This window comes from Pseudomonas sp. W15Feb34 (assembly GCF_023127765.1).
GTDB lineage: Bacteria > Pseudomonadota > Gammaproteobacteria > Pseudomonadales > Pseudomonadaceae > Aquipseudomonas > Aquipseudomonas synxantha_A.
On the sequence record NZ_SPKN01000009.1, the window covers coordinates 110,473 to 133,444 of the forward strand.

24 protein-coding genes and 4 tRNA genes are annotated in these 22,972 nt (G+C 59.4%); 20 read left to right on the plus strand and 8 right to left on the minus strand.

Going from position 1 to position 22,972, the window contains the following annotated elements; translation table 11 throughout:
* Nucleotides 1-54: 54 nt before the first annotated feature.
* Nucleotides 55-345, minus strand: coding sequence for a DUF3565 domain-containing protein (locus E4O97_RS04495; RefSeq protein WP_078820254.1), 291 nt, complete (start codon nt 343-345; stop codon nt 55-57).
* Here E4O97_RS04495 and E4O97_RS04500 point away from each other — a divergent pair.
* A complete protein-coding gene (locus E4O97_RS04500) occupies nt 344-829 on the plus strand; it encodes a peptidylprolyl isomerase (RefSeq protein WP_003171645.1) in 486 nt (161 codons plus the stop codon). The genes E4O97_RS04495 and E4O97_RS04500 overlap by 2 nt on opposite strands.
* 264 nt (nt 830-1,093) lie before the next feature.
* Here E4O97_RS04500 and rpsT read toward each other — a convergent pair whose 3' ends face one another.
* Nucleotides 1,094-1,372 carry a 30S ribosomal protein S20 gene (gene rpsT / locus E4O97_RS04505; protein ID WP_003188401.1) on the minus strand — a complete coding sequence of 93 codons (279 nt, stop codon included), beginning with the start codon at nt 1,370-1,372 and terminating at the stop codon, nt 1,094-1,096.
* Nucleotides 1,373-1,625: 253 nt separating this feature from the next.
* Here rpsT and murJ point away from each other — a divergent pair, with 253 nt between their 5' ends.
* The 6 genes from murJ to ispH all read left to right on the plus strand — a co-directional run bounded on the left by murJ (nt 1,626) and on the right by ispH (nt 9,143).
* Nucleotides 1,626-3,164 (plus strand): murein biosynthesis integral membrane protein MurJ, encoded by a 1,539-nt coding sequence (gene murJ, locus E4O97_RS04510; protein ID WP_078820255.1) that lies wholly within the window; start codon nt 1,626-1,628, stop codon nt 3,162-3,164.
* Between the two features lie 119 nt (nt 3,165-3,283).
* Nucleotides 3,284-4,222 (plus strand): bifunctional riboflavin kinase/FAD synthetase, encoded by a 939-nt coding sequence (gene ribF / locus E4O97_RS04515; RefSeq protein WP_003188404.1) that lies wholly within the window; start codon nt 3,284-3,286, stop codon nt 4,220-4,222.
* 14 nt (nt 4,223-4,236) lie between these two features.
* Nucleotides 4,237-7,068, plus strand: a complete 2,832-nt coding sequence (gene ileS, locus E4O97_RS04520; RefSeq protein WP_078820256.1) for an isoleucine--tRNA ligase — start codon at nt 4,237-4,239, stop codon at nt 7,066-7,068.
* The gene (gene lspA / locus E4O97_RS04525; protein WP_032877979.1) at nt 7,061-7,573 is read left to right on the plus strand and encodes a signal peptidase II; all 513 of its coding nucleotides are present in this window, start codon (nt 7,061-7,063) and stop codon (nt 7,571-7,573) included. The genes ileS and lspA overlap by 8 nt, the downstream gene beginning before the upstream one ends.
* 7 nt (nt 7,574-7,580) lie before the next feature.
* On the plus strand, nt 7,581-8,018 hold the full coding sequence (gene fkpB / locus E4O97_RS04530) for an FKBP-type peptidyl-prolyl cis-trans isomerase (RefSeq protein ID WP_177327426.1): 438 nt from the start codon (nt 7,581-7,583) through the stop codon (nt 8,016-8,018).
* Nucleotides 8,019-8,195: 177 nt separating this feature from the next.
* A complete protein-coding gene (gene ispH, locus E4O97_RS04535) occupies nt 8,196-9,143 on the plus strand; it encodes a 4-hydroxy-3-methylbut-2-enyl diphosphate reductase (protein WP_005784653.1) in 948 nt (315 codons plus the stop codon).
* Here ispH and E4O97_RS04540 read toward each other — a convergent pair.
* Entirely contained in the window at nt 9,097-9,678 is a 582-nt protein-coding gene (locus E4O97_RS04540; RefSeq protein ID WP_078820257.1) for a GspH/FimT family pseudopilin, read from the minus strand. The genes ispH and E4O97_RS04540 overlap by 47 nt on opposite strands.
* Nucleotides 9,679-9,884: 206 nt before the next feature.
* On the opposite strand from E4O97_RS04540, the gene pilV reads away from it, so the two are divergent.
* The 5 genes from pilV to thiO all read left to right on the plus strand — a co-directional run bounded on the left by pilV (nt 9,885) and on the right by thiO (nt 13,195).
* Nucleotides 9,885-10,370 (plus strand): type IV pilus modification protein PilV, encoded by a 486-nt coding sequence (pilV, locus tag E4O97_RS04545; protein ID WP_248131861.1) that lies wholly within the window; start codon nt 9,885-9,887, stop codon nt 10,368-10,370.
* Entirely contained in the window at nt 10,367-11,074 is a 708-nt protein-coding gene (locus tag E4O97_RS04550; protein ID WP_248160897.1) for a prepilin-type N-terminal cleavage/methylation domain-containing protein, read from the plus strand. The genes pilV and E4O97_RS04550 overlap by 4 nt, the downstream gene beginning before the upstream one ends.
* A 5-nt stretch (nt 11,075-11,079) precedes the next feature.
* Nucleotides 11,080-11,610 carry a PilX N-terminal domain-containing pilus assembly protein gene (locus E4O97_RS04555; RefSeq protein WP_078820259.1) on the plus strand — a complete coding sequence of 177 codons (531 nt, stop codon included), beginning with the start codon at nt 11,080-11,082 and terminating at the stop codon, nt 11,608-11,610.
* A gap of 11 nt (nt 11,611-11,621) precedes the next feature.
* Nucleotides 11,622-12,023 carry a type IV pilin protein gene (locus E4O97_RS04560; protein WP_032877965.1) on the plus strand — a complete coding sequence of 134 codons (402 nt, stop codon included), beginning with the start codon at nt 11,622-11,624 and terminating at the stop codon, nt 12,021-12,023.
* 62 nt (nt 12,024-12,085) lie between these two features.
* Nucleotides 12,086-13,195 carry a glycine oxidase ThiO gene (gene thiO / locus E4O97_RS04565; protein ID WP_005784658.1) on the plus strand — a complete coding sequence of 370 codons (1,110 nt, stop codon included), beginning with the start codon at nt 12,086-12,088 and terminating at the stop codon, nt 13,193-13,195.
* Here the strand turns inward: thiO and E4O97_RS04570 are convergent.
* On the minus strand, nt 13,182-13,415 hold the full coding sequence (locus E4O97_RS04570; protein ID WP_005784659.1) for a PP0621 family protein: 234 nt from the start codon (nt 13,413-13,415) through the stop codon (nt 13,182-13,184). The genes thiO and E4O97_RS04570 overlap by 14 nt on opposite strands.
* Nucleotides 13,416-13,542: 127 nt before the next feature.
* Entirely contained in the window at nt 13,543-14,568 is a 1,026-nt protein-coding gene (locus tag E4O97_RS04575) for an outer membrane protein assembly factor BamD (RefSeq protein WP_005784660.1), read from the minus strand.
* A 149-nt stretch (nt 14,569-14,717) separates the two neighbouring features.
* Here E4O97_RS04575 and rluD point away from each other — a divergent pair, with 149 nt between their 5' ends.
* The 7 genes from rluD (at nt 14,718) to E4O97_RS04610 (ending at nt 19,811) form a co-directional block, all read left to right on the plus strand.
* Entirely contained in the window at nt 14,718-15,680 is a 963-nt protein-coding gene (gene rluD / locus E4O97_RS04580) for a 23S rRNA pseudouridine(1911/1915/1917) synthase RluD (RefSeq protein WP_005784662.1), read from the plus strand.
* On the plus strand, nt 15,677-16,402 hold the full coding sequence (gene pgeF, locus E4O97_RS04585) for a peptidoglycan editing factor PgeF (RefSeq protein ID WP_032877959.1): 726 nt from the start codon (nt 15,677-15,679) through the stop codon (nt 16,400-16,402). Before rluD ends, pgeF begins: the two co-directional genes overlap by 4 nt.
* 135 nt (nt 16,403-16,537) lie before the next feature.
* Nucleotides 16,538-19,102, plus strand: a complete 2,565-nt coding sequence (clpB, locus tag E4O97_RS04590) for an ATP-dependent chaperone ClpB (protein ID WP_005784667.1) — start codon at nt 16,538-16,540, stop codon at nt 19,100-19,102.
* A 295-nt stretch (nt 19,103-19,397) separates the two neighbouring features.
* Nucleotides 19,398-19,473 (plus strand) — tRNA-Asn (locus E4O97_RS04595).
* 9 nt (nt 19,474-19,482) lie between these two features.
* Nucleotides 19,483-19,559, plus strand: a tRNA-Pro gene (locus E4O97_RS04600).
* Nucleotides 19,560-19,564: 5 nt separating this feature from the next.
* Nucleotides 19,565-19,640: transfer RNA gene (locus tag E4O97_RS04605), tRNA-Lys, on the plus strand.
* 94 nt (nt 19,641-19,734) lie between these two features.
* Nucleotides 19,735-19,811: transfer RNA gene (locus tag E4O97_RS04610), tRNA-Pro, on the plus strand.
* Nucleotides 19,812-19,928: 117 nt separating this feature from the next.
* Here the strand turns inward: E4O97_RS04610 and E4O97_RS04615 are convergent.
* From E4O97_RS04615 to E4O97_RS04625, 3 genes are read right to left on the minus strand one after another with little or no spacing between them, the layout of a single operon-like run.
* Entirely contained in the window at nt 19,929-21,227 is a 1,299-nt protein-coding gene (locus E4O97_RS04615) for an NAD(P)/FAD-dependent oxidoreductase (protein WP_078820261.1), read from the minus strand.
* A gap of 60 nt (nt 21,228-21,287) precedes the next feature.
* The gene (locus E4O97_RS04620) at nt 21,288-21,461 is read right to left on the minus strand and encodes a DUF3094 family protein (protein ID WP_005784671.1); all 174 of its coding nucleotides are present in this window, start codon (nt 21,459-21,461) and stop codon (nt 21,288-21,290) included.
* Between the two features lie 53 nt (nt 21,462-21,514).
* Nucleotides 21,515-22,144, minus strand: a complete 630-nt coding sequence (locus tag E4O97_RS04625) for a DUF1780 domain-containing protein (protein WP_003188431.1) — start codon at nt 22,142-22,144, stop codon at nt 21,515-21,517.
* Nucleotides 22,145-22,273: 129 nt separating this feature from the next.
* Here E4O97_RS04625 and E4O97_RS04630 point away from each other — a divergent pair, with 129 nt between their 5' ends.
* The gene (locus E4O97_RS04630; RefSeq protein WP_148853443.1) at nt 22,274-22,963 is read left to right on the plus strand and encodes an energy-coupling factor ABC transporter permease; all 690 of its coding nucleotides are present in this window, start codon (nt 22,274-22,276) and stop codon (nt 22,961-22,963) included.
* Nucleotides 22,964-22,972 lie beyond the last annotated feature (9 nt).

Below are 22,972 nucleotides of genomic sequence, written 5' to 3' on the forward strand. Positions count from 1 at the left end.
TGGGTGGCGCCCTATGCATGGGCGCCTACCGCGAATCAGGCGTCAAGGTTATCGTTATTCGCGCACTTGCGCACACCAGCCGCACGCAAAGGGTTGGCCTATTTTTTCAAGGCGTTGCGCGGGGTCGACGACCCAGGCGCGCGACTGCCACGGCGGCTGGTGGCGCAGGTGCTGGGTGTGGCCGCAGGACAGCTCGGCAACCCAGTGCCGGTCGTCATCCTGGTGGAATCCGGTGATCGTCGAGACCGTTGGTCGGCCCCGTCTGTCCGGGTTCTGTTCGCTTTCGGGCAAATCCTTGTTTAGACTTGTCCGTTCTTCATTCTTATGCAAAAGGTCTCGCCCCATGACGATCGCCGCTAACAAGGCTGTCTCCATCGACTATACCCTGACCAACGACGCTGGTGAGGTCATCGACAGCTCAGCCGGCGGCGCGCCGCTGGTCTACCTGCAAGGCGCAGGTAACATCATCCCAGGCCTGGAAAAGGCCCTGGAAGGCAAGGCAGTCGGTGACGAACTGACCGTAGCCGTAGAACCTGAAGATGCCTACGGCGAATACTCCGCCGAGCTGGTCAGCACTTTGAGCCGCAGCATGTTCGAAGGCGTTGACGAGCTGGAAGTGGGCATGCAGTTCCACGCTTCCGCGCCGGACGGCCAAATGCAGATCGTCACCATCCGTGACCTGGACGGCGATGATGTGACGGTCGACGGCAACCACCCTCTGGCTGGCCAGCGCCTGAACTTCCAAGTGAAAATCGTTGCCATCCGCGATGCTTCCCAGGAAGAAGTGGCTCACGGCCACGTCCACGGTGAAGGCGGTCATCACCATTGATTGTGGTTTGATCAATCGGTAGCAAAAACGCCCCGACTGGTTCGGGGCGTTTTTTTTTTGCGTTTTAATGTGGGAGGGGGCTTGCTCCCGATAGCGGTGTATCAGTACCAGATATTCTGACTGACACACCGCCATCGGGAGCAAGCCCCCTCCCACAAGGGAAGTTGTGATGAATCTTTGGGCAAACAAAAATGCCCCGGACCTTTCGGTACGGGGCATTTCTTAACTGTTACGCAGCCTGGGCTGCGTGGCAGTTGTTACCACTTAGGCTGCAGCAGGAACGCTCAGAGCCTTGATGTGGCCATTCAGGCGGCTCTTATGGCGAGCGGCCTTGTTCTTGTGGATGATGCCTTTATCGGCCATACGGTCGATAACTGGCACGGCCAGAACGTAAGCAGCTTGAGCTTTTTCAGCGTCTTTGGTGTCGATGGCTTTAACTACATTCTTGATGTAGGTACGAACCATGGAACGCAGGCTGGCGTTGTGGCTGCGACGCTTCTCAGCCTGTTTTGCACGTTTTTTGGCGGAAGGTGTGTTGGCCACCGTCGAGCTCCTCGAAAGACTTTTTAGGAAATAGCAAACAAAATAGGCCGCGAATCATGCCGATGACTTGATGGGTTGTCAAGGGCGGCTGATGCGAACTGCTGAGTGGTCGATCTGAAGAGGCGGGTGATTTATTTCCGGCGCTTGACCTGTAAACTCGCGAGCTTTGGCTCTGTGCTGTTGCAGGCGCGCAGTATCGCATAAGTGGGCGCTTTGTTCGCCTGCTCTTTATCTATAGGCGCAAACTCTTTCAATGAATCTGCTCAAATCGTTGGCTGCGGTCAGCTCTATCACGATGATCTCCCGGGTTTTGGGGTTTGTGCGTGACACTCTGCTGGCGCGCATCTTTGGCGCCAGTATGGCCACGGATGCCTTCTTTATTGCCTTCAAACTCCCCAACCTGCTGCGACGGATCTTTGCCGAAGGCGCGTTCTCCCAGGCGTTCGTGCCGATTCTGGCCGAATACAAGACCCAGCATGGCGAGGAGGCGACTCGTACGTTCATCGCCTACGTCTCGGGTTTGCTGACGCTGGTACTGATGCTGGTAACCATCGTCGGGATGCTCGCCGCGCCCTGGGTGATCTGGGCCACGGCGCCCGGTTTTGCCAATACGCCGGAAAAGTTTGCGCTCACCACTGATCTGCTGCGGGTGACCTTTCCTTATATATTGCTGATTTCCCTGTCTTCGCTCGCCGGGGCGATCCTCAATACCTGGAATCGTTTCTCGGTACCGGCCTTTGTGCCAACCTTGCTGAACGTCAGCATGATTATTTTTGCGCTGTTCCTTACGCCGTATTTCGATCCGCCCGTCATGGCCCTGGGCTGGGCGGTCCTGGCCGGCGGCCTGGCGCAGTTGCTGTACCAACTGCCGCACCTGAAAAAAATCGGCATGCTCGTACTGCCACGCCTGAACCTCAAGGACACCGGCGTCTGGCGTGTGATGCGCAATATGCTGCCGGCGATACTCGGGGTATCGGTCAGTCAGATTTCCCTGATCATCAACACCGCGTTCGCCTCGTTGCTGGTATCCGGCTCGGTATCGTGGATGTACTACGCCGACCGCTTGATGGAGTTGCCATCCGGTGTGCTTGGTGTGGCATTGGGCACGATCCTGCTGCCTACCCTGGCACGCACCTATGCCAGCAAGGATCGTCAGGAGTATTCGCGCATTCTCGATTGGGGCCTGCGTCTGTGCTTTCTGTTGGTGTTGCCATGCGCACTGGCCCTGGGAATCCTGGCCGAGCCGCTGACGGTCTCGCTGTTTCAATACGGGCAATTCGATGCGCACGACGCGTTGATGACCCAGCACGCACTGGTTGCCTACTCTGTCGGTCTGCTCGGCATTATTGTGATCAAGGTGCTGGCACCGGGCTTCTACGCACAGCAGAACATCCGTACGCCGGTGAAAATCGCGATTTTCACGCTGATTGTCACGCAACTGCTCAACCTGGTATTTATCGGTCCTTTGGCCCATGCCGGGCTGGCGCTGGCGATCAGTGCCGGAGCTTGTATCAATGCAGGCCTGCTGTTTTATCAACTGCGCAAACAGCAGATGTATCAACCACAGCCGGGTTGGGGGATGTTTACCCTCAAGTTGCTCGTGGCGGTGGCTGCGATGTCCGCCGTGCTGGTGGGCTTGATGCACGTGATGCCGGCCTGGGGCGATGGCGATATGCTTGAGCGCTTTATGCGCCTGGGCGTGTTGGTGGTTGCGGGCGTAGCGGTGTACTTCGGGATGTTGCTGTTGCAGGGTTTCCGCCTGCGGGATTTCAATCGCAAGTCGCTGGGATAGAGACTTCGCCGCGATAAAACGATTGTTTTATCGATTCGACCCATTTGGCCTGCGCTGTTGCCTGTCGTCCGGGGCCGGGTGTGGTTATAATCGACCACTTTATGAGCAAGAAGCGCGTTATGCAGCTGGTTCGAGGTCTCCACAACCTGCGCCCCGAGCATCGGGGCTGCGTCGCCACTATTGGCAACTTTGACGGTGTTCACCGTGGCCACCAGGCTATCCTGGCAAGGCTGCGCGAGCGTGCGGTCGAGTTGGGTGTGCCCAGCTGCGTGGTGATTTTCGAGCCACAACCGCGGGAGTTCTTTACCCCGGAAACAGCGCCGGCCCGTTTGGCGCGCTTGCGCGACAAGCTGCAACTGCTGGCGGAGGAGGGCGTGGACCGCGTCCTCTGCCTGGCTTTCAACCAGCGTTTGCGCAGCCTCAGCGCCGCCGAGTTCGTCGACCGCATCCTGGTCGATGGCCTGGGTGTACAACACCTGGAGGTCGGTGACGACTTCCATTTCGGTTGCGATCGGGTCGGGGATTTCGATTTCCTGCAACATGCCGGCGTCAACCAGGGCTTTACCGTTGAAGCCGCCCAAACCGTCGAACTGGACGGCCTGCGTGTGAGCAGCACCCAGGTGCGTAACGCCTTGGCTGCCGCCGACTTCGACCTGGCCGAGCGTTTGCTCGGTCGCCCCTTCCGCATTGCCGGGCGGGTACTGCACGGCCAGAAGCTGGCGCGCCAATTGGGCACGCCAACTGCCAACGTGCAACTCAAGCGCCGCCGTGTGCCGCTGACCGGGGTTTACCTGGTCAGCGTCGACATCGACGGCCAATCGTGGCCGGGAGTCGCCAATATAGGCGTCAGGCCCACGGTTGCAGGTGATGGCAAGGCCCACCTGGAAGTTCACCTTTTGGATTTTGCCGGTGATTTATACGACCGGCGTTTGACGGTGGTTTTCCACCAGAAGCTGCGTGAAGAGCAGCGTTTCGCCTCCCTGGAGGCGTTGAAAACGGCGATCAATGCGGATGTCGCCGCCGCCCGTGCACTAGCCGCACCTAGCGCCCATCGCTAACCGAAGAGCCTTAAATGACCGACTATAAAGCCACGCTAAACCTTCCGGACACCGCCTTCCCAATGAAGGCCGGCCTGCCACAGCGCGAACCGCAGATCCTGCAGCGCTGGAACAGTATTGGCCTGTACGGAAAGTTGCGCGAAATTGGCAAGGATCGTCCGAAATTCGTCCTGCACGACGGCCCTCCTTATGCCAACGGCACGATTCATATCGGTCATGCGCTGAACAAGATTCTCAAGGACATGATCCTGCGCTCCAAAACCCTGTCGGGCTTTGACGCGCCGTACGTTCCGGGCTGGGACTGCCATGGCCTGCCGATCGAGCACAAAGTCGAAGTGACCTACGGCAAGAACCTGGGCGCGGACAAGACCCGCGAACTCTGCCGTGCCTACGCCACCGAGCAGATCGAAGGGCAGAAGTCCGAATTCATTCGCCTGGGCGTGCTGGGCGAGTGGGACAATCCCTACAAGACCATGAACTTCAAGAACGAGGCCGGTGAAATCCGTGCCTTGGCTGAAATCGTCAAGGGCGGCTTCGTGTTCAAGGGTCTCAAGCCCGTGAACTGGTGCTTTGACTGCGGTTCGGCCCTGGCCGAAGCGGAAGTCGAATACGAAGACAAAAAGTCGTCGACCATCGACGTGGCCTTCCCGATTGCCGATGACGCCAAGCTGGCCGAGGCATTCGGCCTGGCAAGCCTGGCCAAGCCGGCTGCCATCGTGATCTGGACCACCACCCCGTGGACCATCCCGGCCAACCAGGCGCTGAACGTGCACCCGGAATTCACCTACGCTCTGGTGGATGTCGGTGATCGCCTGTTGGTGCTGGCCGAAGAAATGGTCGAGTCGTGCCTTGCCCGCTACGAGTTGCAAGGCTCGGTGATCGCCACCGCCACCGGCTCCGCGCTGGAACTGATCAACTTCCGTCACCCGTTCTATGACCGTCTGTCGCCAGTGTACCTGGCTGACTACGTCGAGCTGGGTTCGGGTACCGGCATTGTCCACTGCTCGCCTGCCTATGGCGTGGACGACTTCGTGATCTGCAAGAAGTACGGCATGGTCAACGACGACATCATCAACCCGGTGCAGAGCAACGGCGTATACGTGCCTTCGCTCGAGTTCTTTGGTGGCCAGTTCATCTTCAAGGCTGACCAGCCGATCATCGAAAAACTGCGTGAAGTCGGTGCGTTGATGCAAACCGCCGCCATCCAGCACAGCTATATGCATTGCTGGCGTCACAAGACCCCGCTGATCTACCGCGCTACGGCGCAGTGGTTTATCGGCATGGACAAAGAGCCGACCAGCGGCGACACCTTGCGTGTACGCTCGCTCAAGGCCATCGAAGACACCAAGTTCGTCCCGTCCTGGGGTCAGGCGCGCCTGCACTCGATGATCGCCAACCGTCCGGACTGGTGCATCTCCCGCCAGCGCAACTGGGGCGTGCCGATCCCGTTCTTCCTGAACAAGGAAAGCGGTGAGCTGCACCCGCGCACCGTCGAGCTGATGGAAGTCGTGGCCCAGCGTGTCGAGCAGCAAGGCATCGAAGCCTGGTTCAAGCTGGACGCTGCCGAGCTGCTGGGCGACGAAGCGCCGCTGTACGACAAGATCAGCGACACCCTCGACGTGTGGTTCGATTCGGGCACCACTCACTGGCATGTGCTGCGTGGTTCGCACCCGATGGGCCACGAGACCGGCCCGCGTGCCGACCTGTACCTGGAAGGTTCGGACCAACACCGTGGCTGGTTCCACTCGTCGTTGCTCACCGGTTGCGCCATCGACAACCATGCGCCGTACCGCGAGCTGCTGACCCACGGCTTCACCGTCGACGAGACGGGCCGCAAGATGTCCAAATCGCTGAAGAACGTGATCGAGCCGAAAAAGATCAACGACACCTTGGGCGCCGACATCATGCGCCTGTGGGTGGCTTCCACCGATTACTCGGGTGAAATCGCCGTGTCGGACCAGATCCTGGCCCGCAGCGCCGACGCCTACCGTCGTATCCGCAATACCGCGCGATTCATGCTGTCGAACCTGACCGGCTTCAACCCGGCCAGCGACCTGCTGCCGGCCGAAGACATGCTCGCCCTCGACCGTTGGGCTGTGGACCGTACCTTGTTGCTGCAGCGCGAGTTGCAGGAACACTACGGCGAATACCGCTTCTGGAACGTCTACTCCAAGATCCACAACTTCTGCGTGCAGGAGCTGGGTGGTTTCTACCTCGACATCATCAAGGACCGCCAGTACACCACTGGCGCCAACAGCAAGGCGCGCCGTTCGGCGCAGACCGCGCTGTACCACATCAGCGAAGCGCTGGTGCGCTGGATCGCACCGATCCTGGCATTCACCGCTGACGAACTGTGGGAGTACCTGCCGGGCGAGCGTAACGAGTCCGTCATGCTCAACACCTGGTACGAAGGCCTGACCGAACTGCCGGCTGACTTCGAACTGGGCCGCGAGTACTGGGAAGGCGTGATGGCCGTCAAGGTTGCGGTGAACAAGGAACTGGAAGTCCAGCGTGCGGCCAAGGCCGTGGGTGGCAACCTGCAAGCCGAAGTCACCCTGTTTGCCGAAGACGGCCTGACCGCCGACCTGGCCAAGCTGAGCAACGAGCTGCGCTTCGTGCTGATCACCTCTACTGCGAGCCTGGCGCCGTTTACCCAGGCTCCGGCAGATGCGGTGGCTACCGAAGTGCCTGGCCTTAAGCTCAAAGTGGTCAAGTCGGCCTTCCCCAAGTGCGCTCGTTGCTGGCACTGCCGTGAAGACGTCGGCGTGAACCCTGAGCACCCGGAAATCTGCGGTCGTTGTGTCGACAACATCAGCGGTGAAGGCGAGGTTCGCCACTATGCCTAATGCAGACAGTCGTTTCGGACGTCTGGGCTGGCTCGTACTGAGCCTGCTGGTCCTGGTCATTGACCAGGTCAGCAAGGCTCACTTCGAGGGCTCCCTGGAAATGTTCCAGCAAATCGTGGTGATCCCGGATTATTTCAGCTGGACCCTGGCCTACAACACTGGCGCCGCCTTCAGCTTCCTCGCTGACGGCGGTGGCTGGCAGCGCTGGCTGTTTGCTGTGATCGCCGTGGTGGTAAGTGCCGTACTGGTGGTGTGGCTCAAGCGCCTGGGCCGCGACGACACCTGGCTGGCCATCGCGCTGGCCCTAGTGTTGGGTGGCGCGCTGGGCAACCTGTATGACCGCATCGCCCTGGGCCATGTGATCGACTTTATCCTGGTGCATTGGCAGAACCGCCACTACTTCCCGGCGTTCAACTTTGCCGACAGTGCTATCACCGTCGGCGCAATCATGCTGGCGCTGGATATGTTCAAGAGCAAGAAAACCGGAGAAACCGTCAATGACTGATCAGGTATTGGCTGAGCAACGCATCGGCCAGAACACGGAAGTCACTTTGCATTTCGCACTGCGCCTGGAGAATGGCGACACGGTCGACAGCACGTTCGACAAGGCCCCCGCGACCTTCAAGGTCGGCGACGGCAACCTGCTGCCGGGTTTCGAAGCGGCACTGTTCGGTTTCAAGGCCGGTGACAAGCGCACCCTGCAAATCCTGCCGGAAAACGCCTTTGGCCAGCCCAACCCGCAAAACGTGCAGATCATCCCCCGTTCGCAGTTCCAGAACATGGACCTGTCGGAAGGCTTGCTGGTGATCTTCAATGATGCGGCGAACACTGAATTGCCTGGCGTGGTGAAAGCATTTGATGACGCGCAAGTGACCATCGACTTCAATCACCCGTTGGCCGGCAAGACGTTGACCTTTGACGTCGAGATTATCGACGTCAAAGCGCTGTAACCGACCGTACGCGGTCTAAAATGTGGGAGGGGGCTTGCTCCCGATAGCGGTATATCAGCTAAATGTGCAGACTGATATACCTATATCGGGAGCAAGCCCCCTCCCACCTTTGATCTCCATTGTCGGTTGAGTCAGTGTCAAATTGACTCAATATGGCTGCAATACACGAGGCACAGCATGCAAATCAAACTCGCCAACCCCCGTGGCTTCTGCGCCGGCGTGGACCGGGCGATCGAAATCGTCAATCGCGCCCTGGAAGTCTTCGGGCCGCCGATTTATGTGCGCCATGAAGTCGTCCATAACAAATTTGTGGTCGAAGACTTGCGCGCGCGCGGGGCGATCTTTGTCGAAGAACTCGATCAGGTGCCCGACGACGTGATCGTCATCTTCAGTGCCCACGGTGTTTCCCAGGCTGTACGTACCGAAGCGGCGGGCCGTGGCCTCAAGGTGTTCGATGCCACCTGCCCACTGGTGACCAAGGTGCATATCGAAGTGGCGCGCTACAGCCGCGACGGTCGTGAGTGCATCCTGATCGGCCACGCCGGTCACCCGGAGGTAGAAGGCACCATGGGCCAATACGACGCCAGCAACGGCGGTGCTATCTACCTGGTCGAGGACGAGAAAGACGTCGCCAACTTGCAGGTGCACAATCCGGAACGCCTGGCCTTCGTGACCCAGACCACCTTGTCCATGGACGACACCAGCCGCGTAATCGATGCCCTGCGCACGCGGTTCCCGGCCATTGGCGGCCCGCGCAAGGATGACATCTGCTACGCCACGCAAAACCGCCAGGATGCGGTCAAGCAACTGGCAAATGAGTGTGACGTAGTGCTGGTGGTCGGCAGCCCTAACAGCTCCAACTCCAACCGCCTGCGTGAGCTGGCCGAGCGCATGGCTACGCCGGCGTACCTGATCGACGGTGCCGAAGACATGCAGCGCAGTTGGTTCGATGGTGTCGAGCGTATCGGCATCACGGCAGGCGCCTCCGCACCGGAAGTGCTGGTACGCGGCGTGATCCAGCAGTTGCAGGCCTGGGGCGCTACTGGCGCCGATGAGCTGGCAGGTCGTGAAGAGAACATCACGTTCTCGATGCCGAAGGAACTGCGGGTCCGCTCGCTGCTCTGACGCCAACAATGCCGGCATCGGCTCGGCATAATGCCTGCTCGGTCTTGTCACTGCGCAGGCTGATGCGTCCGCTGGGGGCCAGCACGATCTGATACAGGCTCTGTGCCTGGCTCGTGTCGCACACATGCACGGTGCCGGCACGGAAGCCTCCGCCGGCGAAAACCGGTTCTCCCAAGCCGCTGAAACGCACCTGGTCCGTGACCGGGCCATTGCCTGCCACTGGCACGCGACCATCACCCTGGCGCTCCAGCAGCACCGGGTTGTCGTCGTCCTGATGGCCGCGTCCACTGACATCCAGTATCACCCGCCACCCCAGGCTCCAGTCCCTGTCGTTTGCATGAATGACCACCGCCTGATTGCGCGTGATGGCCTCCATGCGTGCGTAACGCAGTCCGGCGGCAAGTGATTGGGCCACGCTTTGTCGTTGCTGCGATTCAAGCAAACCTTTGAAACCGGGTACGGCCAATTGCGCGAGGAAGCTGGTGACGATCAGCCCCAGCAGCATTTCAATCAGGGTGAACCCTCGTTGTGTCATGTGCGTTCCCTCCGTGGACGCGAGTGAATCTTCGAGTTGCAGACCTAGGTATAGCGCCTGGCCGCGAATGCTGGGTGATGGCCTTTATGTCCAAAGTATTTCCCTTTGTTCCGGCAGCAGCGCTGCTCGAAATCCGCCGCTAGTCTTGGATCGCACAGCAGGGTTTGCCTGCTTTTTTCCGGCCTTCGACATGGATGACGACGGTAATGCCTGCCCGCCCGAATCGATTTTTTCTGCGCTTCGCGCATCGGCACCAATCCGGCATGACGCTGATCGAGGTGCTGATAGCGCTGTTGATCCTGGCTGTCGGCCTGATGGGCGCTGCAATGCTTCAGCTCAACGCGCTCAAGTACACCGACAGCGCCAGGATGATCAGCCAAGCCAGCTTTATCGCCTACGACATGCTCGACCGAATTCGCGCCAATGCTGGTGCGGATTACACGTGGGGGAGGGACGAGTCGGGGCCGCCCAACACTTCGGCCGCCAGTGTGCGCGACCTGGACCTGCACGATTTCGAGGCCAATATCATTGGTTTTGCTGGCAAGGATGCCAAGGGATCCGTGGCGGTAAGCGGGCATGAGGTCACCATCAGCATCAGTTGGGAGGATCGCCGCTCAGCAGGCACCCCAGGAGCACGGGAAACCTTCACGCTGACCAGCCGAGTCACCAGTGAGCAGGGAGCCTTGCAATGAATCGTCATGCCCGAGGTTTCAGCCTGGTGGAGTTGTTGCTGGCACTCGCCGTCGGGCTGGTGCTGGTGTTGGGGGTGAGTCAGGTGCTCATAAGTTCACGATTGACTCACGACAGCCAGCAGGCCGCCATGGTGCTGCAGGATGATGCGCGGCTTGCCCTGGGCAAGATCACACAGGACATTCGTCAGGCAGGCATGTTGGGATGTTTGGCCGCGACCGTTATCGACAACGCCCCGGCTGCCTTCGATCGACCGATAAGCTGGGACGCGTCGGGAAGTTCAAGGTCGCTGACGTTGGTCACCGCGTACGTCGGTAACGGCGCTGGCAAGCCCGATTGGACGGTGTTGTCCGACTGCAAGGAGGCGGCCCAGGCGTATGAGGGGGCAGCACCTGCTGCCGCCCCTGGCCTGATCCGCTTTGGCATACGCCAGCTTACCTACACCTATGAATCGGGCCAGTTGAAGGTCAGTACTCCGGCAGCGCCGGCAAAGGCGGTACTGATTGATAACATGGGGGCATTCGACATCAGTTTTGGCTTGGCGGCTGAACCTGCATCAACGGTTGTGGTGCGTTACGACAGCCATCCAGCTGACAGTTCTTTGGTACGTAGTGTGCGTATCTCCATGACTCTGCAAGACCCAACTGGGCGGGTTAAGGACCAGACCTACAGTGTCGTTGCGGCGCTGCGAAATCGGTTGGGTTAGGGGCGATGTCGATGCTTGGCGGTATTCGGGTACGGCAGAACGGGATGGTGCTGCTGATCAGTCTGGTATTCCTGCTGTTGTTATCGCAGGTGGGGCTGTCGTCGATACAGGGGGCGGTCGCCCAGCAAAAAGTCGCGAGTAGCCTGTGGCAGCGTAATCAATCCTTTCAGTCTGCTGAAAGCGGTTTGCGGCTGGGGGAGTCGGTTGTGCAGAGGGGCGGCCCTGCGATGCCTGTGTGCAACTCGGTTATTACGTGTGTACCGCCCAATGAAGCATTTTCCTTGACTGGCGCAGGGGCAAACCCTGTCTCAGCGGTCACCTGGTTGGCCTTGAGGGGTGGGTTTTATGGCGTTCAATCCCTGGGGGAGGGAGCAGGGCTGGCTCATTTGCCTCCCGATACACGGGCAGCGCTCTTTCGCATCACTGCCGTGGGCCTTACAGGCCAATCGCGCACGGTGCTGGAGTCGGTTTATGCACGGGTGGAGGAGGGCGGCAACGTCAGGTTTCGACGGATTTCATGGCGGCAACTTCAATAAGGAGCAATGGGATGGGCATGGATAGCCAGGGCTTTACCCTGATGGAGTTATTGATCGCCGTGGCGATCGTTGCGTTGTTGGCCGGCATTGCGTATCCCGGGTACATCGGCCAGGTAAAAAAGGTGTATCGCGCGCAAATAGTCGCGTTGCTGAGCGAGCAAGCCCAGCACCTGGAGCGCGCATATACCAGAAACGGCACTTTTATTGATGCGGGCGGCGCCATTGCGGGTAACGATCACTATAGAATCAGTGTGATTTTAAACCCCCAGGATTTCGACTTGCTCGCTACGCCTGCCGTGGACTCAGTCATGGCGGACGACGCGTGTGCAGCTTTCAGCTTGAGCAGCACCGGTATGCGAAGCAACCCGGGAGCGGCGCCTGAAATGTCGCGCAAAGTCTGCTGGGGGCAGTGATGAGAGTGCTTGAAGAGTGGGCGCCGGGCGCGCCTTTCCCTGTTTATCGGCGGGATCAGATGATGGCAAAGCAACAGCAAGTGGTGATTGTCGGCGGCGGAGTAATCGGGCTGTTGACGGCGTACAACCTTGCCAGAGAAGGGCGTGCAGTCATGCTGCTGGAGCGTGCGGGGCTTGGGCAGGAGTCTTCCTGGGCGGGTGGCGGAATTGTCTCACCGTTGTATCCATGGCGTTATAGCCCGGCCGTGACTGCCTTGGCCCATTGGTCCCAGGATTTCTATCCGCAGTTGGCACAGCGCTTGTTTGCCGCAACCGGTGTCGATCCCGAGGTTCATACCACGGGTTTGTACTGGCTTGACCTGGATGATGAGGCTGATGCATTGGCCTGGGCTGCGCGTGAAGGGCGGCCATTGAGCAAGGTGGATGTGTCCCAGGCTCATGATGCCGTGCCGGCGCTGGGAGGCGGCTACTCCCGGGCGATCTACATGGCCGATGTGGCCAATGTGCGCAACCCTCGCCTGGTCAAATCCTTGAAGGCGGCGCTGCTGGCGTTGCCGGATGTGACGATTCACGAGCACTGCGAAGTGTCGGGTTTTGTGCAGAACAACAATCGCGTGGTGGGGGTGAACACTGCTACGGGACCGGTTTTTGCCGATCAGGTGGTGCTCGCCGCCGGGGCCTGGAGCGGGCAGTTGCTGAGCACACTGGGCATGACCCTTCCCGTGGAGCCGGTCAAAGGCCAAATGATCCTGTACAAGTGCGCGTCCGACTTTTTATCCAGCATGGTCTTGGCCAAGGGGCGCTATGCAATCCCCCGCCGCGATGGGCACATTCTGATTGGAAGCACATTGGAACATGAGGGGTTCGACAAGACGCCGACCGAAACTGCGTTGGCGAGCCTCAAGGCGTCTGCGGTGGAACTGATCCCCGCCTTGGCGGACGCCGAGGTAGTCGGGCATTGGGCGGGGTTGAGGCCCGGTTCGCCGGAAGGTATCCCCTATATCGGAGAGGTTCCCGGCTTTCAGGGCTTGTGGCTCAATTGCGGGCATTACCGCAATGGCCTGGTACTCGCACCTGCCTCCTGCCAGTTGTTCGCCGACTTGCTGTTGGGGCGGGCTCCGATCATTGATCCGGCGCCTTATGCCCCGGCAGGTCGCCTCAACGCTGGATAGACTTCGGCCCTTGTTCCAGGTGCGCCTGGGTGCAGTACCACTCCTGGCGCGAACTCAGTGCGCGATCCTGCGGCAGGTGCACGCCGCAGTGGGCGCATCGCACCATCAGCGCTGCGTTCGGCTCGGCAGGTCGTTGCTGGCGGGCTGCAGGGTTTTTGAATTTGCGCCAGAACCATACCGCGGCAGCAATGACGGCAATCCAGAACAGTAGACGAAGCATGATGGGCAGTTTCTCGACAAGGAATGCGCCAGTTTAGCCAAGCTGGCCACAGGCGCACAGCGCAATAAATACTCGCTCATAAAAAAGGGAGCTCCTTCAGAGCTCCCTTTTGCGTTGCGTCGAACAATCAGTCGAACACACCGAAGGTCATGTAGCTGAACCACGAACGGTCTTCGTTGTTGCCAAGGGCCTGCGGCTCCTCTTCTTCGATAACGTCGCCGTTCTCGTCGTGAGGCTTGAGGTCCGAAGGGATGGCATCCTTGGCGTCCTGGTACTGCTTGATCACGTCCTGGTTGGCGCGGGTTTCACCCGGCGGCAGTGGCGGACGAGACTCGATCAGGCCCAAGGTGTACTTGCTCAGCCACGAACGGTTGTCGGCTTCGGCAACCTGAGGCACGAACTGGCCATCTTTCAGGCTTGGGTGATCTGGGTAGTTGAGCTTCAGGGTTTCCAGGCTGGTGGTCGCCAGGGTGTCCAGGTGCAGACGCTGGTAAGCCTCGGTCATCACCGCCAGGCCGTCGCCCACGGATGGGGTTTCCTGGAAGTTCTCCACAACATAGCGGCCACGGTTGGCGGCAGCTACGTAGGCCTGACGGGTCAGGTAGTAGTGGGCCACGTGGATTTCGTAGGAGGCCAGCAGGTTGCGCAGGTAGATCATGCGCTGCTTGGCGTCCGGCGCGTAGCGGCTGTTGGGGTAGCGGCTGGTCAGCTGGGCGAACTCGTTGTAGGAGTCGCGTGCAGCGCCCGGGTCACGCTTGGTCATGTCCAGCGGCAGGAAGCGCGCCAGCAGGCCAACGTCCTGGTCGAACGAGGTCAGGCCCTTCATGTAGTAGGCGTAGTCCACGTTCGGGTGCTGTGGGTGCAGGCGGATAAAACGCTCGGCGGCGGACTTGGCAGCTTCCGGCTCGGCGTTCTTGTAGTTGGCGTAGATCAGCTCCAACTGGGCCTGGTCGGCATAGCGGCCGAATGGGTAGCGCGACTCCAATGCCTTCAGCTTCGCTGTGGCGCTGGTGTAGCTATTATTGTCCAGGTCTGTCTGAGCTTGCTGGTACAGCTCGACTTCGCTCAGGTTTTCGTCGACGACGTCCTTTGTTGACGAGCAAGCAGCAGTCATGGCGAGGATGGCGATCAGCAGCAGGTGTTTCACTTGCATGGCGGCTTGCGTCCCTATGACGGCCGCTGTCTTGGGCGGGGCCGTCCTGTTATGATGAGCGCCCCGTTGAAAGCCTCGGGGCAAAAGACGCCGTATTTAACCACAAGCGCGCAGCCGAAACCAAAGGCTGTGCCACGCCTAGTCTGAGCATGTCCGATAAAATTGAACTTCGCGCAGAGGTGCCGTCCGAATTGGGCGGCCAACGCCTCGATCAAGTCGCCGCACAATTATTCGCTGAGCACTCGCGCTCGCGCCTTTCCGCCTGGATCAAAGACGGCCGCCTGACTGTGGATGGAGCGGTTATCCGCCCGCGAGACATAGTTCATGGCGGTGCGATTCTTGAGCTGACTGCCGAGCAGGAAGCCCAGGGAGAATGGGTCGCCCAGGACATCGAGCTGGATATCGTCTATGAAGACGACGACATCCTGGTCATCAACAAACCCGCTGGCCTGGTGGTTCACCCGGCTGCCGGGCACGCTGATGGCACTTTGCTCAATGCCCTGTTGCACCACGTCCCGGACATCATCAATGTCCCGCGCTGCGGCATCGTGCACCGTCTGGACAAGGACACCACCGGTTTGATGGTGGTGGCCAAGACCATTCAGGCGCAGACGCAACTGGTTACTCAGTTGCAGAGTCGCAGCGTCAGCCGGATCTACGAGTGCATCGTGATCGGTGTGGTGGTGGCCGGGGGCAAGATCAACGCCCCGATTGGTCGCCATGGCCAGCAGCGCCAGCGTATGGCGGTGATGGAAGGTGGCAAGCAAGCCGTCAGCCACTACCGTGTGCTGGAGCGTTTCCGCTCCCACACCCATGTGCGGGTCAAGCTGGAAACCGGGCGCACCCACCAGATTCGCGTGCACATGGCGCATATCAACTTCCCGTTGGTCGGCGATCCTGCCTACGGTGGGCGCTTCCGTATTCCGCCGGCGGCAAGCCAGACAATGGTCGAGTCGCTGAAGTCCTTCCCGCGCCAGGCACTGCACGCACGCTTCCTGGAACTGGATCATCCGACGAGCGGTAAGCGCATGAGTTGGGAATCGCCACTTCCAGACGACCTGGTCTGGTTGTTGTCGCTGCTCAAGCAGGATCGTGAGGCGTTTATCGGATGAGTGACTGGCTGATTCCTGACTGGCCCGCGCCGTCTCAGGTCAAAGCCTGCGTCACGACTCGTGCGGGCGGTGTCAGTCTGGCGCCGTTCGACAGCCTCAACCTGGGCGATCACGTCGAGGACAGCCTTGAGGCCGTCCTTGAAAATCGCCGTCGTCTGAGCAGCGCCTTCGATATCCAGCCCGCCTGGTTGCGCCAAGTCCACGGTACTCACGTGGTTGAGGCCGATCCAGGCCTTACCGTCGAGGCAGATGGCAGTTGGACCAGCACCCCCGGCATCGCCTGCACATCCATGACCGCCGATTGCCTGCCTGCGCTGTTCTGTAATCGTGCGGGTACCCGGGTTGCCGCAGCCCATGCCGGTTGGCGTGGCTTGGCGGCTGGCGTGCTGGAGGCCGCATTCGAAAGCCTGGATACTGCTCCTGAAGACGTCCTGGTCTGGCTCGGCCCAGCCATTGGCCCGCAAGCCTTTGAGGTCGGCCCGGAGGTACGTGAAGCGTTCATGCAGCAACTGCCGGCCACCGCTGAAGCCTTTGTTCCCAGCCACAACCCCGGCAAGTTCATGGCCGACATCTACCAGCTGGCGCGCCTGCGTCTGGCAGCAAACGGTGTCACCGCTGTATATGGTGGTGGTTTTTGCACCGTGACCGATCCACGCTTCTTTTCTTATCGCCGCAGCCCGCGTACGGGCCGATTCGCCTCCCTTATCTGGCTTGAACGCTAGACTGTCCTGACCTGTATCAACAGTCCGCCGCTTGAAACCCCCAGAATCCACCCCATCTATAAGGGTATCTGGCAGGTTTCTTCATTCAGGATGTGTTTGTTCATAGCTCCGGCCTGCTCAAAAGGAAGGTGACTAATGCGTATTGATCGTTTAACCAGCAAATTGCAGTTGGCCTTATCGGACTCCCAATCCCTGGCGGTCGGCCTCGACCATCCGGCGATTGAGCCGGCGCACTTGATGCAGGCGCTCCTGGAGCAACAAGGTGGCTCTATCAAACCCTTGTTGATGCAGGTGGGCTTTGACATCAACAGCCTGCGCAAGGAGTTGAGCAAAGAGCTCGACCAACTGCCGAAAATTCAAAACCCTACCGGCGACGTGAATATGTCCCAGGACCTGGCGCGCCTGCTCAATCAGGCGGACCGCCTGGCCCAGCAGAAGGGTGACCAGTTCATCTCCAGCGAACTGGTGCTGCTCGCCGCCATGGACGACAACAGCAAGCTCGGCAAATTGTTGCTGGGGCAGGGCGTGAGCAAGAAAGCCCTGGAAAACGCTATCAACAACCTGCGTGGCGGTGAGGCCGTGAACGACCCCAACCATGAGGAGTCGCGACAGGCCCTGGACAAATACACCGTCGACCTGACCAAGCGTGCCGAAGAAGGCAAGCTCGACCCGGTGATTGGTCGTGACGATGAGATTCGTCGCACCATCCAGGTCCTGCAGCGTCGCACCAAGAACAACCCGGTGCTGATCGGTGAGCCTGGCGTGGGTAAAACCGCGATTGCCGAAGGCCTGGCCCAGCGCATCATTAATGGTGAAGTGCCGGACGGCTTAAAAGGCAAACGCCTGTTGTCCCTGGACATGGGGGCCCTGATCGCCGGTGCCAAGTTCCGTGGTGAGTTCGAAGAACGACTGAAATCCCTGCTTAATGAATTGTCGAAGCAGGAAGGCCAGATCATTCTGTTTATCGACGAACTGCACACCATGGTCGGCGCCGGTAAAGGCGAAGGCTCGATGGATGCTGGCAACATGCTCAAGCCGGCCTTGGCGCGGGGCGAGTTGCATTGCGTCGGTGCGACCACGCTCAACGAATACCGTCAGTACATTGAAAAGGATGCGGCCCTTGAGCGGCGTTTCCAGAAAGTGCTGGTGGAAGAGCCAAGCGAAGAAGACACCATCGCGATCCTGCGGGGCCTGAAAGAACGCTATGAGGTCCACCATAAGGTGGCGATCACGGATGGCGCAATCATTGCGGCGGCCAAGCTGAGCCATCGCTACATCACCGATCGTCAGTTGCCGGACAAGGCCATCGACTTGATCGACGAAGCGGCCAGCCGCATTCGCATGGAGATTGACTCCAAGCCGGAAGTGCTCGACCGCCTGGATCGGCGCCTGATTCAACTGAAAGTCGAATCCCAGGCGTTGAAGAAAGAAGAGGACGAGGCAGCGAAGAAACGCCTGGAAAAACTTCAGGAAGAAATCGTCCGTCTGGAGCGTGAGTATTCGGACCTCGAAGAAATCTGGACCTCGGAAAAAGCCGAAGTACAGGGTTCGGCGCAGATCCAGCAGAAAATCGAGCAGTCCCGTCAGGAACTGGAAGCCGCGCGTCGTAAAGGCGATCTGAGCCGCATGGCTGAGTTGCAATATGGTGTGATTCCGGACCTGGAACGCAGCCTGCAGATGGTCGACCAGCACGGCAAGCCTGAGAACCAGTTGCTGCGCAGCAAGGTGACCGAGGAGGAGATCGCCGAAGTGGTCTCCAAGTGGACCGGCATTCCAGTCTCGAAAATGCTCGAAGGCGAGCGCGACAAACTGCTGAAAATGGAAAGTTTGTTGCACCAGCGCGTCATCGGTCAGGAAGAGGCGGTGGTGGCGGTATCCAATGCGGTACGGCGTTCCCGTGCCGGCTTGTCCGACCCGAACCGTCCAAGCGGCTCGTTCATGTTTCTCGGCCCGACCGGCGTAGGTAAGACTGAGCTGTGCAAGGCCCTGGCCGAGTTCCTCTTTGATACTGAAGAGGCCATGGTACGCATTGATATGTCCGAGTTCATGGAGAAACACTCGGTGGCTCGCCTGATCGGCGCACCACCAGGCTATGTGGGCTACGAGGAGGGCGGTTACCTGACCGAGGCCGTTCGACGCAAGCCTTACTCGGTGATCCTGCTGGATGAGGTCGAGAAGGCGCACCCGGATGTGTTCAACATTTTGCTGCAGGTGCTGGAAGATGGTCGCTTGACGGACAGCCACGGGCGTACGGTGGACTTTCGCAATACGGTGATCGTGATGACCTCCAATCTGGGCTCGGCACAGATCCAGGAACTGGTGGGGGATCGCGAGGCCCAGCGCGCAGCGGTGATGGACGCCTTGACCACCCACTTCCGCCCGGAATTCATCAACCGGGTGGATGAAGTGGTGATCTTCGAGCCTCTGGCACGGGATCAGATTGCGGGTATCACCGAAATCCAGTTGGGCCGCCTGCGCAGTCGCCTGGCTGAGCGTGAGCTCGACCTTGAGCTGAGCGGCGAGGCGTTGGACAAGCTGATCGCAGTGGGCTACGACCCGGTGTATGGCGCACGGCCGTTGAAGCGTGCGATCCAGCGCTGGATCGAGAACCCGCTGGCACAGTTGATCCTGTCGGGCAGCTTTATGCCGGGCACTCGCGTCACGGCAACGGTGAAAGACGACGAAATCGTCTTCCACTGAGGCCAGCACCCGGTGTAATAACGAGAGGCCTCGCATTGCGAGGCCTTTTTTTTCGATAGGGCGTTGAACTGTAAGGCAAAGGCTTGTAAAGTGCGCCCCGCAGCAACGTCAGCCCACGGGTTTCTTCTCCCCAAGAAGAAATCAGAAAGAAGCGCAAATCATTGTCTTAAAAGCAATTTAAAGGGTTGACAGGGGTTTTTAAGATTGTAGAATAGCGCGCCTCAGAGACGCTAACGTAGCGATACGGACAAGGTCGAAGAGAAGGTTACACAGCAGTAAATTTGAAATATGTAGTTCCGTGATAGCTCAGTCGGTAGAGCAAATGACTGTTAATCATTGGGTCCCAGGTTCGAGTCCTGGTCACGGAGCCAATTTCAAATCGGGGTATAGCGCAGTCCGGTAGCGCGCCTGCTTTGGGAGCAGGATGTCGGGAGTTCGAATCCCCCTACCCCGACCATATTTGGGTCGTTAGCTCAGTTGGTAGAGCAGTTGGCTTTTAACCAATTGGTCGTAGGTTCGAATCCCACACGACCCACCATTTTTGAGACCAGTTCAGGCTGGAATCGAATCTTAAGATCAGAGGCCAAAAGCGCTGATCGAAGAAGGCGACTGAAAGGTCGCCTTTTTTTTACCGGGGTATAGCGCAGTCCGGTAGCGCGCCTGCTTTGGGAGCAGGATGTCAGGAGTTCGAATCCCCTTACCCCGACCATATTAAAAATCCTCGTATCGAAAGATACGGGGATTTTTTTTGCGCGCGCGAATCTTGAATTCTCCGCAAAACAAATGTGGGAGGGAGCAAGCCCCCTCCCACAGGTGTTATGCGTTGTTAGTGGAGTTTGAGGCGCGGTTCTGTGCCTCGCCCAATCTTGCTGCCCAGCATCAGCATCGCCGTGCGGAAGAAGCCGTACAGCGCCATCTGGTGCATACGGTACAGCGACACATAGAACATCCGCGCCAACCAGCCCTCCAGCATCACGCTGCCAGTCAGGTTACCCATCAGGTTACCTACCGCCGAGAACCGCGACAGCGAGATCAGCGAGCCGTAGTCGGTGTACTTGTAGGTCGGCAGATCCTTGCCTTCAATGCGCAATCTCAGCGACTTGGCCAACAACGAAGCCTGCTGATGCGCGGCCTGGGCTCGTGGGGGCACATTGCGGTCGGTGCCCGGTTGCGGGCAGGCGGCACAATCGCCAAAGGCGAAGATGTTTTCATCGCGAGTGGTTTGCAGTGTTTGCAGCACCTGAAGCTGATTGATGCGGTTGGTTTCCAGGCCATCGATGTCTTTGAGAAAACCCGGTGCGCGGATCCCGGCCGCCCATACCTTGAGGCTGGCGGGAATCACTTGGCCGCTACTGGTAATCAGTGCGTCGGCGGTTACTTCGCTGACCGCCGAGTTGGTCAGCACGGTCACCCCGAGTTTTTCCAGGGTTTTATGCACTGGGCCGCCGATCCGCTCTGGCAGGGCAGGCAATACCCGCGGGCCGGCTTCGATCAGGGTGATATGCATGTTTTCCGGTTTGATGCGGTCCAGGCCATAGGCAGCCAGTTCATGGGCTGCGTTATGCAGCTCGGCGGCCAGCTCCACCCCGGTGGCGCCGGCACCGACGATGGCCACGCTGATTTGTTCAACGGCATCGGTTTGCCCGGCATGGGCGCGCAGGTAGTGGTTGAGCAGTTGTTGGTGGAAGCGCTCGGCTTGCTTGCGGGTATCGAGGAACAGGCAATGCTGCGCCGCACCCTCGGTGCCGAAGTCGTTGGTGGTGCTGCCTACGGCAATGACCAGGCTGTCATAGCCCAGTACGCGCGCGGGCACCAGCTCGCGGCCTTCTTCATCGAGGGTGGCGGCCAGCTGGATTTTCTTCTGTTCACGGTCAAGCCCACTCATGCGCCCAAGCTGGAACTCGAAGTGGTTCCATTTTGCCTGGGCGACATAATTGAGTTCGTCTTCCGAAGAATTCAGCGAGCCGGCAGCCACTTCGTGCAGCAGAGGCTTCCAGATGTGAGTCAGGTTGGCGTCCACCAGCGTGATGCTGGCCTTGCCGCGCTTGCCCAGAGTCTTACCCAGGCGGGTAGCCAACTCCAGGCCGCCGGCGCCGCCGCCGACGATAATAATACGATGGGTCATGGGGATATCTCGCAAGGCTAAAAGAAATCGGAGCAGTTACCCCCGCGAGCGCCAGGCAGCTCATAGCGTCAGGTAACTCAATAGGCGGCTCAGCACGCCGAGCCCGATCACCACTACCAGCACCACACAAAGGAGCAGCCATGGCCGGAAAGGCTTGCGTTCGACTCTGTGCTGGGAGAGTTGCAGGTACTCTTGGACATGCTGTTGGTCATCGGGGTTCAGGCGGCTGGTCATAAAGGCCTCGTCAGGTAGACGTTGCAAAAGGGCGCCACGTTACAGCCAAGGGTTCAAAGGCTGATGCCCACATCGAACACTATGCTGCGGCCCAGGTTGTTGCGCAAGAAGTCCGGCGCGTCCGGGTGTGCGAACAGTACGCGCGCGAAGGTTGGCCCCACCAGTGACAGTGAGCGCCAGCCCTGGCGCAGGTATTCGGTTGGCGGCGGAAAGTGGCTGTTGAGGTCCAGCACTTCGCGTTTGAGGCTGGTGAAAGCGATAAGGTCCAACTCCCCCAGATCCATGCCGCGTTCTTTGTAGTTATGTGCTTTTTTGCGCAGTGTCGGTGCCAGGCGCAACAAAAACTCATGGGCGGGAATGCGTCGTGGCTTGGCTTCGCGCCGCACCAGTTGGCTCAAAGAGAACGCGCTACGCCTGCGCAGCAATTCATCGCGCCATTCGTCGTTCAGGCGGCGCCCCTCGTCCAGCACGAAAAACACCTCGAAACTGGCGTCGCGAAACAACACATCCGGCGGCTCCTGGCCCGCAGCGTGAAACTCTTCGACGCGGTAGGGCACATTCAAGCCCTGCAGCAGGCGCTGGCAGACCCAACGCTCACGCTCCCATTTGCGGGCATTGGACAGGAACGCATTGGCTTGTTCGGCTGCTACGGTGAGCAGGCGCAAATAATCTGAGTCATCCATATTCCCAGCTTAGCGTTCAAATGATGACCACAGGAAGTCCTGCTTTAAAACGCGGGTGTAGACTGGTCACCTGGCAGCAGGCCCAAGGATGAGGTGTGTGGTGAGGCTTTTTATAAAGGTAGTGCATCCGTGATCAGTGCAGCTGTTCTGGCGCCATCGACCCTCGGCATTGGCTGGCTGTTATATGCGCCGGTGGTGATGTGGGCGACGTTGCGCTCGCCTTGGGTCGAATTGTTCGCCGACCGACGGCGCCAGCATTTGCTGTTCGGTACGGTGTTCGCGTTGTTTATGCTGTGGCTGGTGCGCCGGGATTTCGATACCGGGGTCTCGTACCACTTTATCGGCATGACCGCCGTGACCTTGCTGCTGGATTGGCCGCTGGCAATCGTCGGTGGGTTTGCTGCACAGTTCGGCTTGATGCTGCTGGGGCGCCAGGATCTGGCCGCCCTTGGCGTCAACGGCCTGCTTCTGGTCGGGCTGCCGGTGCTGGTCACCGAAAGCTGCGCGCTGTTGGTCGAACGGGCGCAACCGCGAAACCCCTTTGTGTATATCTTCTGTTCCGGTTTTTTTGCGGCGGCGCTGTCGGCATTGTTGTGCCTGTTGGTCGGCCTGGGCCTGTTGTGGTTGGACGGCCGCTTTGCGATGCCGGAATGGTTGGAGGACTTTGTAGGTTACCTCTGGCTGATCATCTTCCCTGAAGCCTTTATCAACGGCATGGTCGTCAGCGCGTTGGTGGTGTTTTGCCCGGAATGGCTGGAGACCTTCAACCGAACTCGCTATCTCTCGGCCCCCTGGAAGGACGACGATTCACGGCGTTGATCCAGGTCA